Origin of the sequence: Enterobacter sp. Cy-643, from assembly GCF_011752815.1 — a bacterium.
Taxonomy (GTDB): Bacteria; Pseudomonadota; Gammaproteobacteria; order Enterobacterales; family Enterobacteriaceae; genus Cedecea.
In genome coordinates, this window is sequence record NZ_VWWV01000002.1 from 302466 (window position 1) to 318643 (window position 16178).

The following is a 16178-nucleotide window of genomic DNA, read 5'->3' on the forward strand; positions in this document are numbered from 1 at the left end:
AATTTTTCTATGTCACTTATTGATAAACCCAGGCTCCATCAGCAAAACCGATTTCTACGCTGGAATGGCGACATTGCGGACGACTTGCTGCTTGTTTCACTCACAGGCGAGGAGGCGATGTCATTCCCTTTCATCTACCAGATCCGCTCGCTAACCAACAAGTCTGAGGAAGAACTCTTGCGCTGGCACGGGAAAGCTGTCTCTTGTCAGATTGGCGACGCTGCGAGCCAGCACCCCTTCCGCACACTGCACGGCATGATAACTCGCATCGCCTACAGGCAGCATGTAAAAGGCGAATCTGAATGTTTACTGACCATCGAGCCGTCACTCGCCCGATTAAAAAAGGGTCAAATGATGCGCGTCTGGCAGAACATCAGCGTCCCTGAACTCGTGCAATCTTTGCTCAAAGAGCTTGGGGCTGGCCAGCCGGAGCTCCAGCTTTATGGCCAGTACGATAAACGTGAATATTGCATCCAGTATCGCGAATCGGCCTTCGACTTTATCCAGCGTTTACTGGATGAGGAAGGCATTTATTACTTCTTCCGCCATAGTACGGACGGCCATACGCTGATACTGGGTGACCATCCCACTAGCCACAGTAAGATCGCCGGCGAAACGCTTCTCTGGCACCATCAGGGAAGCATTATCGCCCCGGGCAATATTGAGAGCTGGGAAGCCACAACCTCACCACTCCCACGCGGCGTTACGCTGATCGGCATCAACATGCCGCAGGCGGCAGTTATTGAAGATAAGCAAAACGGAGCAGGCTCTACCGCCAACATCGATGATATTGACTTTATCGATATCACCCCACAGGGCGAACGCGACCGGCTTTCTCGCGAAGCACAGCTGGCAATGTCTGCCTTTGAAGCCAATCACCGATTCCATGCGGCAAAAGTTAATGCGCACTGGCTGAGCAGTGGAGAAATCTTCACCTTTATCGATCACCCTTCGGGTAAAAAACCGTACTGTATTCACGCTATGTCATTTAGCGCCAGCAATGGCCTCGGCGATAGCGAACAACACTACGATTGCCAACTCAGTGTTATTAGCCACGACCGGGCGTGGCTCCCCCCCTCACCAGCTCGCCCGAACATACCTGGAATATTAACGGCAACAGTGGTTGGTCCAGCCTCGGAGGACATCCACACCGACGAATTTGGCCGCATCAAAATTCAGTTCCCCTGGGATAAAGAGAATCCATTTGACGATACCAGTTCCTGTTGGGTTCGCGTCTCGCAGCCGTGGACCGGCGGCAAATTCGGCGCCCAGTTTATTCCACGTATTGGGAGTGAAGTTCTGGTCAGTTTTATTCAGGGTCATCCTGACTATCCGATAGTCACCGGTGCCGTTTATAACGGACAAAACAAGCCGCCGTTTGAACTGCCGGAGGAGAAAAATGAGAGCGGGTTCATCACCCGTAGCACCCCCCAGGGCAGCGTCGATACCGGCCATCGCCTGAGCTTCAACGATAAAAAGGGTGAAGAGCGGCTAACTATCGTGGCGCAAAAGGATCTGGCGATAACGGTGAAAAACGATCTCAACCAGACGATTGCGAGAAACCGCGCCGTGGAGCTGACTAAAGGTGACGATCGGCTGATGCTCAAGCAGGGAAACTGCGATCTGACCCTGGAAAAAGGCAACTTATGCCACAGCATCACAGGCAACATCACCACCGAAATCAATAACGGCAACTATGCCCTCCACGCCTCCGGCGGCAGCGGTAGCATCAAAACGGACAAGGCGCTAACCCTGGAGTCCATGCAATCCATCGAACTAAAAGTCGGCGGCAACAAAATAACCCTGTCCACCAGCGGGATTTCAATCAACGGCACCATGATCAAAATCGAAGGCAGTGGCAGTGCAGAAATGAAAGCAGCGATGGTCAAGGTCGAGGGCAGCGGGACCGTCGAGATGAAAGGTGCGATGGCAACTATTTCGGGCAGCGGGATGACTCAGGTCTCCGGCGGCATCATTAACATTGGTTAAGAGGCTTCTATGTCACACAGCACCTCCCCAGCACCAGGAACAGAGGAATGGCAAAACTCGCTCCTGGAGTTAGCCCAAAATTTTGCTCCGCTTACCCAAGCCCCTAAGCTCATTGCCCTGCTACGTCAGGTGACGCAGCCAGATCTGCATGCGCTGCTGGATGACATTGCTTTGCAGTACCGAGAACCGAGCAATGAACGACGCTGGCCGCTATTTGAGCGCGCCAGTGCGGCAGGCTTCAGTACCCTGCCCGGTGCACTGGCGTTATCACAATTCTGGGCGACCGGCAGCATGAGCCCCGATGGCTTAGAGCCGGTTTACCCTGACCCACAAATGAGTCCACAGATCTTGCACAGCCTCCTGGTCATTCTGGCCATACAGTTGGCGGAAAATCCCGCGGAAGGTGCCAGCCAACTGATCGAGCTATGTACTAAAGAGGAGAATGCATAATGCCGCTCCCTGCTGCCCGTGTTTCAGATATGCACGTTTGTCCCATGGTAACTCCCGGCGTTCCCCCCATCCCACATGTCGGCGGACCGATTCTGCCACCAGGCGTTATGACGGTGATGATAGGCGGCCTGCCTGCGGCCACAGTCGGATCCATGGCCACTTGTACCGGACCGCTCGACACTATTGTCATGGGCAGTACCAAAGTTCTCATCGGCAAAAAACCAGCGGCGCGGATGGGCGACACCTGCGCGCACGGCGGCACCATTATTGCGGGCTGCGTTAAGGTATTAATTGGTTAAGGCACAAAAAATGAACACCGATATTTCTACACTTTTAATCCCCATAACCCCGGAAAAACCGGCCGGGGAAAATCTGGAATATGAACCGATATTCGATGACATCCGGCAAGCGCGACATAGCGACCCGGACTATCTTCCGCAGGATGAATGGGCCGTCAGTGAGCCTCGCAAGGCTGACTGGAACCGGGTCCACGATCTCTGTAAACAGGCTCTGATTGAGCAAAGTAAAGATCTGCAGTTGGCCTGCTGGTATGCCGAAGCACTCAGCCACAAGCACGGTTTATCAGGCGTAAGGACAGGCATTGAGTTTCTCAGCGAGTTTCTGACCCGCTTCTGGTTTCAGTGCTGGCCTTCGCTGGAAGAAGATGGGCTGTCCATACGACGTAGCAAACTGCTACGCCTCGATCGAGACCTCAGCCAGCAGCTTTTTTCCCTGCCGATGCTACGCCAGGAAAATAGCAGCCTCTCCCTCTGGCAATCCATCCTGACCTTTGAACATAAACTCAGTACGCAGCCGGACGATCGTGACGAGCTAATCGCCGCGGAAGGGATCATGACGATGGAAGAGTTTGATCGCGAGGCCGCGCGCTTTTCTTCTATCGAGATAGGCCTGCGGGCTAACGAGATCGAGCAATTACAGCAAGCGTTTGAACAGCTTGAAGCTCGCTATTGCTCGTTAAGCCAGGATCCGGACAGCGATACCTTTACGCTCACTCGGCAGACGCTGCGCGATCTTAGCGACTACCTGCAGCGCCTGGCTCAACGCGTTATTCCCCTTGCTGACGAAACTATCTCTATGGGTCTCGATGTCGAGGAAGCGATTCCACAGCCGCCAGAGGCCCCTGCTCGCCCGACTTCTCAGGGGCAAACGATGAATCGTGATGTTGCTATCGGCCAGATGTTGGCAATTGCGGGCTATTTTCGTCAGACCGAACCCTCTAGCCCTGTGCCTTTTCTGATGGAACGTGCAGCCCGCTGGGCCAATATGACGCTCACCGAGTGGCTGGAAGAAATGCTTCATAACGAAGGAAACATTGTTAGTGAAATCAATAACGTATTAATTGGACAACGGCAATAATGCGAACCAGCATCCCCTTTTTCTTTTTACTCGCCAGCGCTCTGGTCAGCGGCTGCTCGACCGTTTCCAGCAGAACAACGAGCGAAAATCAGGCGATCGAGCAAGTTTCGGCCTCCTTTGGCCATGGGGCGATTACCCTGGAGGTCTTGACCGATCCGGATCTTAACGCCCTAAACGGCATCGCAAATAGCTGCACGCTGTTAGTGGTTCAGGCAAATAACGCGGGCACGTTACGCAAGCTGCTCTCTAATCCCTTTGCGCTGAAGAGCCTGTTCAGCGGCGCCGGCGCTCAGGATGATATTTTGAAGGTAGATCGCTACTCTGCCATGCCAGGTCAGAGCGCGACACTGCACATCGATCGCAGCGAAAATAGTCGTTATCTCGCCGTTGTGGCTGGCTACTACCCCTTCCCACAACAGCAGCATATGTCGCTGGTCGCCATTCCTGTTAGCGTGGAAAACAACGGCTGGCTATTACCTGACTGGCGCGCACAGCTCGCCCCGCTGTCTCTCCGGCTGCGTCTTGGCAGCAGCAGTATCACCCAATTTGAAGGTGCGAAGCCTGAGCGTATAACGCTCACCAGCGAGTCCGCCGTCCCCTCCCCGGTAGCTGAACAAGGAACGTAATATGTATACCGAGCTACAGCAAATCTATTGGTACTCTGGCGTTTATCTACAGCCGCAGCATCTGCAGTCAGTCGACTTACACCACAACTATATGCTTTCCAGGCAGCGCCAGCTGGCTCAGCCCTGGAATACCGGCATGATCCTTTGCGATTTTAATGCCGAAATTCTGGTGAATTTCACGCTCAAAATTGAGCGTTTACAGGCCATTTTGCCATCCGGCGACTATCTGGAATACCCCGGTAACTGTACCCTGCAACCACGTCAGTTTCGCGATGCCTGGAAGCAGATAGAAAAACCGTTCACGCTGTGGCTGGCTCTACGCCGGTTCGACCCGGGACACGCTAATGTAGGGGACTCCCCAAACAGCCGTTGGTTAAAGCCAAACGAAGAAGGGGTGATGAAGGATGTCTATTTCAACGGCCCCGAGTGCAGCGTCTCCCGCATTCTTTATAACGTGCAGATCCTCAGTGATGAGGAGAAGAAAGCGGTGGTCGACTGTGAATTCCTGCCGTTGATTCGGTTGCGTTATGAAAACGATCGCGTCATTAGCGACGAGCAGTTTTGTCCGCCGCTGGTTACCCTTAACGGCTATCCAACGCTGAAAAATCTGCTTGAGGGGCTTTACGCAGAACTGGCAAACCGTGCCTATCAGTTAGCAGAATACAAACGCGCCGACCAGCTAAAAGACGCCACGCGAGGTGACGTCACTCAGCTTCTCGCTATGCGGTCGCTGAATCGTACCCTACCGCTGTTAAACCACTATTGTCAGCTGCCAACCATGCATCCCTGGCCCATATATGGGCTATTAGCACAACTGATTGGGGAACTTTCAAGCTTCAGCGAGCTTTGCTCGTTTAACGGGGAATGGGACGGCCAGGAGGCTTTATTGCCCTATGACCATTTCAATCTCTATGCCTGTTTTGACAGTGCGCGCAGGCTCATCATCAGCCAACTCAATAGTCTGACGCTAGAAAATAATACCTGGGTCACGCTCACCGCCGACAGCCAGCGAATTTTCCGCACCAGCCTTCAGTCGCTGCCGTGGAAAAACACGGGCAGCCTGCTGTTGATGCTCCGCTCAGAAACACTCATCGACGTACAGCAGATTGACAGTGTCAGCTTTAAAATCGCCTCGGAGTCATCAATCCAGACGCTGATCCAGCATGCATTGCCCGGCCTGGGTGCTACCTGGCTGAATCCTACCCCCCGCGGGATCCCGCATCGTAAAGATTCATTCTATTTCCAGCTTAACCAACAAAGCCCCGGCTGGAATGCCATCGACCAACAGAAAACCCTCGCTTTTTACTGGGATGACGCACCGGCCGACCTTCAGGTTCAGGCCATCTTCATGGAGGCGAAATAATGACTCTCCTCGACATCTATCTGCCAATCTTCAAAACGGTGCTACAGATAAAGAGCACCCCCTCAGCATTTGAAGACTATGAGCACAGCCGTCAGCTCTGCATCGATTTACTGGAGCAGGCGACGTGCGAGTCTGCTCAGCACGATGTCAGTGAAGAAGAAAAAGAGGCCGCGCGCGTGGCAGTTATAGCCTGGCTGGACGAGACCATTCTGCGTTCGTCACTTCCCTGGCGTCAGCGCTGGCAAAAAGAGCTCCTGCAGCGCAAGTACCTCAATATCACCACCGCTGGGGAGTTTTTTTTTACCGTTCTCGAACAGCTTAGCCCGCAATATCGTCAGGCCAGAAAGGTATTTTTGTTCTGCCTACAGCAGGGTTTTCAAGGCCAGCTAGGCTCGGTTGATGACCCGCTGCCCCTGCAATCTGTCATCGCCGAACAGCGCAGTCTCTGCCTGCCGGAAGCCTGGCAAAACTGGCCAAACGATGCGCCGCTGGTGTCCATCAGGACGCCGACAAAAGAAGCAATGACCCAGAATCTTCGACCATTACTGTCCCTGACTGTCTGTGTCGGGCTGCTATATGTCGCGCTCTTCATCTTTCTTCACAACTACTTATTTTGATTGCTATGTTAAAAAAATTAGCCTGTTTCACCGGCTGGGTACTCGTTCTCACGCTATCGCTGCTGTTTTGTTTCACTCTTGGACTTTGGCAAGGCTGGAGTACACCATCAATTTTCCTGTTATGGCTGGCGCTACTGCTGCTGACCTTACTGCTATGGGGCACAGTTGGCTTCTTCACCAAAGCCATCAGAGAAAAAAAACACCTCAGCTGGCTAAAAAAATACCGCCTTTCGCGCCGTGAATTTGTGTTACATACCCACTGGAAGTACGGTTCAGCAGTCATTAAACGTATTCGACGTCGGCGTTCACCGCTTGCCTGGTATTTGCTGCTGGGCGACCGCTGCGGCAAAAGTACGCTACTGGCAAGTGCCGGACTGCCGCGTTTTGATGGCGACCATGATGGAACTTTCCCTGGCCCGACGAGAACATTACGCTGGTGGTTCTTCCGTCAGACGGCAATCCTCGATCTCTCAAGCAATTTTATCAACGGTAACTCCGTATTCCGCCAGGCCTGGGGAAAGCTGGCGCAATGGTGCTCACGCATGCCGATGCCGGCAGGGATTATTATCGCGGTGCCCATCGATGCCCTGATGAATGATAATCTCAGCGAACTTCACTTGCTGGCGCGTAAGCAACGCGCGCTCATTGAACCCCTCATCCGCCGCTTCGGTGAACACTTACCTCTTCATGTGATCGTCACTCAGTGCGATCGCTTTCCAGGCTTTACTTTGTGGCATCAGCAGCTTTCCGACGCTCAGCGCCAGCAGCCTCTCGGCTACAGCTGGCCAACGCCGCCGCATATTGACGGGCAAGACGAGCGTACTCTGCATGCTCTGTTCGGTGCGCTGAAAAGAGGCATGTCGAGAGTCCGTCTTAGCATGATGTCAACACAGGACCTTAGTGCCGAGGAGAGCGCCATTTTGCTCGATTTTCCGGAAACATTTGCCGGACTTGAGCCAAAACTTCGCTATGCACTGGCTTCACTCTGTGAACCAAATGCCTACTTTAGCCACGTTCAGTTGAATAGCGTGTGGTTCTGTGCCACAGAGCCACAGGCCGAAAATCGCGGTCGCCGCATCGGCGTTTTCATTCAGGATCTCGTGGCTGTTCACTTACACAATTTCAGCCTGAGTCGTCAGGCACGGCGGTGGTATCAGCGTTCGCATGGTAAAAGTGCATGTACTTTAACACTGGTCGCTCTCGCACTATGGATAACCGTCAGCGCGGCGCTAAGTGTTGACCGTCTAAGGATCGATCTTGAACAGCTGTCAGCCGAAAAGCTCGCGGTATTTCTGGCTCAGGAAGAAAATTATCCAACATTTGCTTTGCGCTACCTGCCGTTTCAACCTCTGCTAAACCTACAGTATCAGCGGGCGACATCTCGCCTGACATCTTTGCCCTCCTCCCATCGCGATCCTTACGCCGCCCTGGCGCAATTTCAGCAGCAAGCACTCGACGCCACGCCGGAAAATCAAAGAACGCTGATCTTACAACTCACCCGGGCCATTTTACTCGGAGAGCAAATGCGTCAGGGCATTTCACTGGATGCACTGAGCAAAAGGGGGCCAGCAATTTCAGCACTACGGCTCAGGAATTACGAGGAGGAACTGCCACCATTGACTATTCTGGCCCTTGAGCGCCACTACATGCAGAGTTCAGTCGGAGAACGCTGGCTTCAGGAAGCCAGACAGATACTGAGTCGCCTGGTTAATCACGACCCGGCACTTAACTGGCTGACGGTAGCCGGCGACCTTCTACCGAAGCAGCAGGCCAATGCATTCTGGCCATCGCTGCCAGAAAACTTCGCGATATCCAGCATCTGGACACTCGCGGGGCAGACAACGTTCAAAGACTGGATGAACCAAATTGAACGCGCCATTGGTGAACCACAGATAGTCTTCAATCCGGTACGCCAAAACAACCCTGTTCAGCGTCAGAACGCGTGGAAAAAGTATCTACTGGATGTCACGGCCCATCTTGCCAGTATGGCACCAGCCATCATGCCGCATGAGCGGCTAATCGCGATGGGGCAAAACCAGAGCCAGTCGATGCAGTTTATCGAACACATTATCCATGAACTAAGCGACATCCGGCCTGCACAGGCGCAGCCCTGGCTGATGACCATGCGCCAACTGCAACAGCTGGCCACCAACGAGCAAATCCCGGCACTATTGAATCGTGCGATGAAAACGGACAACGCCGTACGCCAGTCACTCACCGCCTGGCTACAGGGCGCCCCATCGGAACCGATGACTGCAGCCATTCCTCGAGTTGAACAGGCCTGGCGTCAGTGGGCGGAAACGCGCAATCGTGCAGTAAAAGAAGCAGTCGCTTTTGGTACAGCGGGTAATCAACTAACGCGGGGATTGTTTCACGATGCACCCAATAATGAGGGCCAGATCAATCCTTTACCTGGACTATTTACGGCGCTAAATGCTCTGCAGGAGCTTATTTCACCCCGGAGCAACGACCCCGGTACCGCTGCGGTATGGATGCTGTACCGGGAAGATGCACACCATTTGCTTGGCAATGCACTCACGCAAAGCGCCTGCTGGCTGAATACACAGTGGCGCACGGATATCATTTGGCCCCTCAACAATGCCGCCCTCCAGTACCGCCATGACGACCGGCAGGCACGAAGTCGGCAGGCCGTTGAAGCCTTCCTGCGTGGCCCGGCTAAAAACCTGTTAACAAGCGATAGCGCTGGCTTGACCGCTGCGGACTTTGGCGGAATGAAAGTGCCGCTGAGCGAGAGCTTCATCTACTACATACGCCAGGTCTTTTCACCGGAGGCAGTACAGGATGTCCCACAGCGTGCTACCACCCGCGCTGACGATCGCAGGGCGGCACTACTGACACAGCGTGATGCTTTGATAGCGCAGTTGCACCAGCAGGAAAAAATCAGTTGGAAAACCAGTGTTGTCAGCCAGCCAGCAACCGTGCCCGGTGGCGCCAAAATTATCCCCACCGGCGTACAGCTGACGCTCAACTGCCAGAAAGGCGATCAGCAGCTCAGCAGTATGAATTTCGCAGAGAAGCGTGAGTTCTCCTGGCAGGCCGGACAATGTTCAGGCGTAACGCTTGATGTCCTGTTCCCCGACTTTACTGCCCGTCATCAAATCACCGGTGACGATGCCTGGCCGTGGTTTATCAACAGCTTTAACAACGGGGAAATGCTGCTGGATAGCAATGAATTTGGCGATAAATCGAAGCTTTTGCAGCAGATGGGCATCAAGCAGATTTTGGTTCGTTTTGCGATTGAACCGGCTCCAGAGCTAGAGGCCGCCTGGCAGAGCTGGAGCGATATAGCGGACAGCATTCACGATCTCGACACGTTACTCAAGGAGTCGCATGAGTCTGAGCCCCAGCCGCTTCCTCCAATTTCCATGCTGCCCGATAACATTGCGCAGTGCCCGTAAGATTTAAACCAGGGATTATTATGAATCATCATTTGAAATTTGTTATCGATAAACTCAGTCCCGAAAGCCGGACTGTACTTGATGTCGCGGTAAGTCATGCTGCAGCACAGCGCCATACTGATATCACGCCCGAGCATCTTCTGCTGGCGATTATCCGCCAGGAGAGCGTAACTATCGAGTCACTCGGTTTGAAGGCAGGATTGCCGGTTAATTCTCTTCTCAACGAGCTGCGCCACTCGCTAGAGCAACTTGAGATGGGACACTCTCCCACACCGGTCTTCGCTCCGGCGCTTATCCAATGGCTGGTCGATGGCTGGCTGCTAGCCAGCACCCGCTGGCAGCAGCAGCAAATCAGCCCCGCGGCACTGCTAGCCTGCTTATTTGATGAAGACAATCCGCCGCTGTTTGGAACCAACATCCAACGGCACCTTAGCGGCGATCGCGCACAGATTCAGATGCTACTACAAGGGAGTGAACCACAATCTTCGTTACCTCCCGCGGCTGCCCATGGCGGCGTACTCGCAAAATATACGCGAAATCTTAGTGAACTGGCTCATAAGGGCCAGCTTGATCCGGTATTGGGGCGCGAAACAGAAATTCGCCAGATGGTCGATATTCTCCTGCGCCGCCGCCAGAATAACCCAATCCTGACCGGTGAACCGGGGGTCGGTAAAACAGCGCTGGTAGAAGGACTGGCGTTACGCATTGCGGCCGGAACGGTGCCGGAAGCGCTCAAATCAATGACCGTGCTGACGCTTGATTTAGGTTTGCTGCAGGCAGGTGCTAGCGTCAAAGGTGAGTTTGAAAAACGGCTGCAGTCGCTATTAAAAGAGGTTAACAGCGCGTCGACTCCCGTTATTTTATTTATCGATGAGGCTCATGCCTTAATTGGCGCTGGCGGACAAACAGGGCAAAACGATGCTGCAAACCTGTTAAAACCCGCACTAGCTCGCGGAGAGTTGCGCGTTATCGCAGCCACTACCTGGGCTGAATATAAGAGGTATTTTGAAAAAGATGCCGCCCTGGCGCGACGCTTCCAGGTCGTTAAAGTCGAAGAACCAGATATTGAAACCGCCACGGTTATGCTCCGAGCAATGGCACCAGCAATGTCGCGTCATCATGGTATCCCTGTGCTGGAGAGCGCCATTCATGCCGCCGTGTCGCTGGCAAATCGCTATATAGCGGGTCGCCAACTACCAGATAAATCCGTAAGTTTACTGGATACCGCCTGTGCGCGCGTTGCCGTTTCACAGACTCATGAACCTAAAGAGGTTGAGGCACTTAAGGTCCAACTTCAGGCCAATGAACATGAACTTCAGGCCCTGCGTCACGAAAACAGTGCACCAGAAAAGCAGCTGAAACTCATGGAGCACGCAGCCATGCTTCAGTCGTCACTCCACGAGTTGGAAAAAGAGTGGCGACGCCAGCACGCGTTAGTACAAGTACTGCTCAAAAGTGAAGATGCGCAAGAGATAGCCCGCGGGCGCGAGACGCTGGCCAATTGGCATCAGCAGCATCCGATGGTTTTCGAGTGCGTGGATAGTACTTGTATCGCAGATGTCGTCGCCGGTTGGACCGGGATCCCACTCGGACGCATGCTGGAAAAAGAGCATCAGCAGCTCGATTCTCTTTGCAAAAGACTCGAAGAACGGATCATCGGCCAGGAGCATGCGCTGGGGAAAATCACCCAGCAGATCCGCATCAGCCGCGCGGGATTAGGCGATCCACGTAAACCGACCGGAGTATATATGCTTACCGGGCCATCCGGCACGGGGAAAACGGAAACCTCTCTGGCGCTGGCGGACCTGCTCTTTGGCGGCGAGCGAAATCTGATCGCCATCAACATGTCGGAATACCAGGAAGCTCACTCGGTCTCTGGACTAAAAGGATCGCCCCCAGGCTATGTAGGCTACGGACAGGGAGGCGTTCTGACGGAAGCGGTACGACGTAATCCTTACAGTGTGGTGCTACTGGACGAAGCGGAGAAAGCGCACCCAGACGTTATGGAGTTGTTCTATCAAATTTTCGACAAAGGGATGATAGAGGACGCTGAAGGACAAACGATTAACTTCCGCAATACGCTGATTATCATGACTTCAAACCTTGGCTCCGCATCATTAGCTGCTGCCGTCGATCGGGGTGAACTGAGCCCCGAAACGCTGTGTGAGTTAATACGCCCAGAGTTTGAACGCGTGTTCACACCTGCGTTAATGGGGCGTATGACGCTCATCCCTTTCCTCCCCCTTCAGGCAGCTACGCTGGCGCAGATTATTACGCTTAAGCTGCAGCGACTTTGCCAGCGTTACCAGAGCACCTGCAGCGCGCAGATACAACCAACATATAGCCCGCGAGTTATCAGTTGGATATCAGCCCGCTGCCAGGTGAAACAAAGCGGGGCCCGGGACATTGATCAAACGCTCAACCAATACGTGCTTCCGCTACTGTCTGCCCAGATCTTAGGTAATGACGAAGCGAAGAAGATAAAAATCGATGTAAGCCGGGACACTCTGGTGCTACGTACGCAGAGGGTGAAATTACAAGCATGAATAATGCAACTATTGATTTGCAAACGCTAAAAATGAATAGTCACGATCCGCGTTGTCATCAGCGTTTTCTTGTATTTAGTAATGATATGAGTCATTGGCGGGCGCACGCTGACGATCGTAGCTGGTGGCTGCAGCGAGAAAAAGAGTGCGTTGAATTATTCAGGCATCACGGCTATGACCTACAAAGTGGTATCTGGTACTGCCTGATAGCTTGTCATCGCAATGGCTGGGAAGGGATATCCAGCGCATCGCTGCTGCTGTGTAACGGCTACAGCCAAAAACATACCCCGTGCTGGCCGCCACTGGCGGCACGGGAACTGCGAGCGCAGATATTGAATAGCTATTGTAAGCTACTTATGCCATTCATTTATGCCCTCCCCCTGACTTCAGCGAACCGCACGGCGCTGGCGCAGCTATCCCATGCCATACGGCTACTCAAGGATCATTCAGAAGCGCTGGGGGGTTCTCATCAGGATGCGTTTCAGCAGCTATTGCAGTGGCAGGAGGCGCAATTACACTCTTCTAAAAGCGAGAATCCGCACTCGAAGGAAAAAAGCTTACTGTCCGATGTCTCGCCGACGCCCAAGACGCTCGTTCAAACTGATTCAGGGCCATGGCGATTCAGCTGGTTATCAGGCACCATAGGTGCCTCGATCGCAGCTATCTGCATAAGCGGAGGGATGTTATATAAAGATCCTGCGGTGCTGTCCTTTTCTAACAAGATTTGGCCTGAAAATCGACTGTACAAATCATGGAAGCAAGCACTGGAAAATAATGTATCTTCATTGCAACCGAATAACTCTTATAAAGAAATCCATCAGCATTTAATCTCGCTGGAAACAAGGCTTCTTGACGCAGAAACAAAGCGCAAACCCCATATGACAATTTCGGAGCTAAAAACATCGATTTATCAAATACAAAAAATGTTAGAACCGCAAAAATTATCGCTGGAGTACCAACTTACGGATATCACGCTGCAACGAGAGAATAATAGGGAAATAAATTCCCTGGAGCTGGCTATGTTGTCGGAGAAGGTAAACAAACTACAAGATTGGATTACTCTGCTAAAAACGGCTTCAGCTCATTGATCACAACCCTCAATAAAAAAGTAAAAATGGATATTCACTTTCCATTTTTACTTTTAATCCTGAACTAAATACACTCGATTCCAATCTAAAAATACCCACATTAAAAAAACCAAATATATATTCAATACAAAACAACGAGTGTCATCGTAATCGCAGTGATGACAGCGCGGCAAGTTTTACTTGTCATCACAGCCTGAATATCCCTTCAAGGATCATTCGTGACTCGCCATATAAATCAACGCGCACAACATATCGCAATGTGCCTTTTCGGGCACCTCTCTGTTGGGCCGGCAGGACTTTTTTACCCAGACGTTCCGTCCAAAACAGTGAAAAAATGTATGAGCTGAACCCGTTACCGGATATTAATTGACACCGGCCTGAAGCCAAAACCAATTGGAAGGAGAACAAGAAAATCATCTATTACATAACACATGATATTAATCACAGCCTCGCGTTTTCGCGGGAAAATATTTTTTGATTGCAACGAAATAAAAAATAACAAGCTAATGCATTCTCATTATAGCATTGCAGAGCTAATAAAAATTGACCCAAAACAATATTATCATAAACATCCGATCCCACAAAGATCTTAACCGCCATTATTAACCATTAACTAAGATTGCATAAAGCCAATTCAGGCTAAATAAAGAAAAAAAACTTTAATTTAAAGAGTGCTCACTTTATAAAGCATCAGCAAATTTTCTTAATGTAATGGACATAATGGATCTATTTATGAAAAAATGGATTTTTTTAATCAATGAAAAAGTTGTTTTTTCTCCATGTGACAGAACGCTATCGCGTGTTGATGGCAGCATACCGCCAATCGTTCTCAATACCCCGTCGGCAATTATATTGGAAGTGCTTCTAACCAGCAAAGAAACCACACCACAAAAAAAATTATACGAATCAGCGTGGCGAGATAATGGTGCAAAAACGACACCTAATAATTTATATCAAAATATATCGCTTTTACGCCGCGGCCTTAATGAAATATTCGCTGAGGTTGATGAATACATTTTAACTGTTCCAAGAAAAGGTTTTCACATAAACCCTACATTAACTGTTAATGCGGTTGAGTCTGATGATGATCCGGCTTATGGCATTGACGTCCCGGCAATCCCTCATAAACAAAAAATTCCTAATGAGATTAACATTAAGAATGCAGAAAGAAACACCAATGTTCTCAGCAAAGTAATTAAATCGATCCGGGACAAAATATTAATATTTCGCCCTCTTTTATTATTGGCTATCGCCTGTTCTCTCGTTATTGCTTTATTAATATGGGCAATCCATCAGTATCAGCCCTTGAACTTTTTCTCCAACTATATTCTTTTTGATAAAAATGATCGTTGTCATATTTATTTTCATCCAGATGCTACGAAAGATTTGAAGGAGATGGTTATCACTCATATCAATCCTACGTGCGCTACGCACTCTCATCAATATGTCACGACACAGAACGGTTTTCCAACGGTCTCAGTTATAGCTTGCAAAAAAGCAATGTCAAGTAATGCTGCCGACAACAATTGCGATTCATGGTTTTACCAAGGATTATTAAAGAATGAAAACTAAGAACAAGCGTATTATAATCTCACTATCTTTAACCATAGCCTTTATAATTACAGCCGCAATCAGCATATATTACAAGAATAATACAGCAGGAAATTTAAAGTGCATGGGTAATTATAATATAGCCAATTCAAAAGAAACACTTCAGTCTACTATCCGTGTTACCTTTGATAAGCAACATGGTGCACTGGTTCTCCGCGGAGCAATTAAAAATATGGAAGGAAAAACAGCGGAGTTAACAATAACCTCCCTCTTCAATGTTAATATAATTAACAGATCCTATGCTCTGAAACTCTCGGAATATAGTGTGAAGCAGTTGAACCATCGCACACCTGGGATTAATTTGAATTACGAGCATTTATTGCCGCCTATTTTTTATAAAAAAAATAGCCTTGCTGTTTATACGATTCACCATCAACCCGATGGGAATTATATTTTCTCTGTCGGCGATATGCCTGTTTTCTTTTGTGTAAAACAAAAATAGGTAAAAGCCTCCGTGACAGGTATTTATAAATATCAATCAAAAAAATAACGCTGGTAATGCTCCCCACTAACTGGCTCCCCTGTGATGGAGTTGACCAACAGTTCCCGAATATTTCTTAGACCAAGTTTCCTGAGCGCGGCAGCTCTGCGATTGTAAAAGCTTTTTTTCTCGACTCCATTGAAATTATTCTCGGGATGCATATTTAATGCATGAACAATTGCTCGCCGCTCTATTTTAGACAATTTTTTAAACCGTACCATGCGAGGCTCGATTTCTAACCATACATTTTTATTTTTTGATAGAGACTTGTGCCAACTGTGCCGAAGAAAAAAGCGCTCAGGCCGAACGCCGCACTCATCAAGAAACGTTAACTCACCCAGTGTCCCTACAAAATAAATACGTTTAAAACCTTCCTCCCTTAACGATTCAATTAACTTAATCAGTTCTATATAGGGTTTCCCTGGCGTAGAGAACACAACTGAAACACCTCCTGTATTGTCAACATCTGATGACAACTTACCATTAACCATATCTATCTTAGACAGAGTAACCCCTGGTAATAAATTACTCAGACCTAAAAATAAATACTGACATTCGCTAAACACCATCATGGGTGGAGATTGCTGCGTCATATTAAGCCCTCATAGCTT

13 protein-coding genes are annotated in these 16178 nt (G+C 50.4%); 12 read left to right on the top strand and 1 reads right to left on the bottom strand.

Annotated elements, in window-relative coordinates:
• Positions 1-9: 9 nt before the first annotated feature.
• The 12 genes from F3J29_RS09790 (at position 10) to F3J29_RS09845 (ending at position 15528) form a co-directional block, all read left to right on the top strand.
• Entirely contained in the window at positions 10-1989 is a 1980-nt protein-coding gene (locus tag F3J29_RS09790; protein ID WP_166865731.1) for a type VI secretion system Vgr family protein, read from the top strand.
• Between the two features lie 9 nt (positions 1990-1998).
• Positions 1999-2439, top strand: coding sequence for a DUF6931 family protein (locus F3J29_RS09795; protein ID WP_166865732.1), 441 nt, complete (start codon positions 1999-2001; stop codon positions 2437-2439).
• Entirely contained in the window at positions 2439-2738 is a 300-nt protein-coding gene (locus F3J29_RS09800) for a PAAR domain-containing protein (RefSeq protein WP_205246728.1), read from the top strand. Before F3J29_RS09795 ends, F3J29_RS09800 begins: the two co-directional genes overlap by 1 nt.
• A gap of 10 nt (positions 2739-2748) precedes the next feature.
• Entirely contained in the window at positions 2749-3816 is a 1068-nt protein-coding gene (gene tssA / locus F3J29_RS09805; protein WP_166865734.1) for a type VI secretion system protein TssA, read from the top strand.
• Positions 3816-4442 (top strand): type VI secretion system lipoprotein TssJ, encoded by a 627-nt coding sequence (gene tssJ / locus F3J29_RS09810; protein WP_166865735.1) that lies wholly within the window; start codon positions 3816-3818, stop codon positions 4440-4442. The genes tssA and tssJ overlap by 1 nt, the downstream gene beginning before the upstream one ends.
• A gap of 1 nt (position 4443) precedes the next feature.
• Positions 4444-5805, top strand: coding sequence for a type VI secretion system baseplate subunit TssK (gene tssK, locus F3J29_RS09815; RefSeq protein ID WP_166865736.1), 1362 nt, complete (start codon positions 4444-4446; stop codon positions 5803-5805).
• Positions 5805-6422, top strand: coding sequence for a DotU family type IV/VI secretion system protein (locus tag F3J29_RS09820; protein WP_166865738.1), 618 nt, complete (start codon positions 5805-5807; stop codon positions 6420-6422). Before tssK ends, F3J29_RS09820 begins: the two co-directional genes overlap by 1 nt.
• A 5-nt stretch (positions 6423-6427) precedes the next feature.
• A complete protein-coding gene (locus F3J29_RS09825) occupies positions 6428-9841 on the top strand; it encodes a type VI secretion protein IcmF/TssM N-terminal domain-containing protein (RefSeq protein WP_166865740.1) in 3414 nt (1137 codons plus the stop codon).
• Between the two features lie 20 nt (positions 9842-9861).
• Complete coding sequence (gene tssH / locus F3J29_RS09830; protein WP_166865742.1) at positions 9862-12387, top strand: type VI secretion system ATPase TssH; 2526 nt, start codon at positions 9862-9864, stop codon at positions 12385-12387.
• Positions 12384-13475: a VasL domain-containing protein gene (locus tag F3J29_RS09835; RefSeq protein WP_166865744.1), complete on the top strand. Its 1092-nt coding sequence runs from the start codon at positions 12384-12386 to the stop codon at positions 13473-13475. The genes tssH and F3J29_RS09835 overlap by 4 nt, the downstream gene beginning before the upstream one ends.
• Before the next feature lie 732 nt (positions 13476-14207).
• Entirely contained in the window at positions 14208-15047 is an 840-nt protein-coding gene (locus tag F3J29_RS09840; RefSeq protein ID WP_166865746.1) for a winged helix-turn-helix domain-containing protein, read from the top strand.
• Positions 15037-15528 (top strand): hypothetical protein, encoded by a 492-nt coding sequence (locus F3J29_RS09845; protein WP_166865748.1) that lies wholly within the window; start codon positions 15037-15039, stop codon positions 15526-15528. Before F3J29_RS09840 ends, F3J29_RS09845 begins: the two co-directional genes overlap by 11 nt.
• Before the next feature lie 32 nt (positions 15529-15560).
• Here F3J29_RS09845 and F3J29_RS09850 read toward each other — a convergent pair whose 3' ends face one another.
• Positions 15561-16160 (bottom strand): hypothetical protein, encoded by a 600-nt coding sequence (locus tag F3J29_RS09850; RefSeq protein WP_166865749.1) that lies wholly within the window; start codon positions 16158-16160, stop codon positions 15561-15563.
• Between the last annotated feature and the right edge of the window lie 18 nt (positions 16161-16178).

Coding starts and splice junctions, on each gene's coding strand:
- tssH (WP_166865742.1), top strand. CDS start 9,862: ATGAATCATCATTTGAAATTTGTTATCGATAAACTCAGTCCCGAAAGC.
- F3J29_RS09800 (WP_205246728.1), top strand. CDS start 2,439: ATGCCGCTCCCTGCTGCCCGTGTTTCAGATATGCACGTTTGTCCCATG.
- F3J29_RS09820 (WP_166865738.1), top strand. CDS start 5,805: ATGACTCTCCTCGACATCTATCTGCCAATCTTCAAAACGGTGCTACAG.
- F3J29_RS09850 (WP_166865749.1), bottom strand. CDS start 16,160: ATGACGCAGCAATCTCCACCCATGATGGTGTTTAGCGAATGTCAGTAT.
- F3J29_RS09845 (WP_166865748.1), top strand. CDS start 15,037: ATGAAAACTAAGAACAAGCGTATTATAATCTCACTATCTTTAACCATA.
- tssJ (WP_166865735.1), top strand. CDS start 3,816: ATGCGAACCAGCATCCCCTTTTTCTTTTTACTCGCCAGCGCTCTGGTC.
- F3J29_RS09825 (WP_166865740.1), top strand. CDS start 6,428: ATGTTAAAAAAATTAGCCTGTTTCACCGGCTGGGTACTCGTTCTCACG.
- F3J29_RS09790 (WP_166865731.1), top strand. CDS start 10: ATGTCACTTATTGATAAACCCAGGCTCCATCAGCAAAACCGATTTCTA.
- tssA (WP_166865734.1), top strand. CDS start 2,749: ATGAACACCGATATTTCTACACTTTTAATCCCCATAACCCCGGAAAAA.
- tssK (WP_166865736.1), top strand. CDS start 4,444: ATGTATACCGAGCTACAGCAAATCTATTGGTACTCTGGCGTTTATCTA.
- F3J29_RS09835 (WP_166865744.1), top strand. CDS start 12,384: ATGAATAATGCAACTATTGATTTGCAAACGCTAAAAATGAATAGTCAC.
- F3J29_RS09795 (WP_166865732.1), top strand. CDS start 1,999: ATGTCACACAGCACCTCCCCAGCACCAGGAACAGAGGAATGGCAAAAC.
- F3J29_RS09840 (WP_166865746.1), top strand. CDS start 14,208: ATGAAAAAATGGATTTTTTTAATCAATGAAAAAGTTGTTTTTTCTCCA.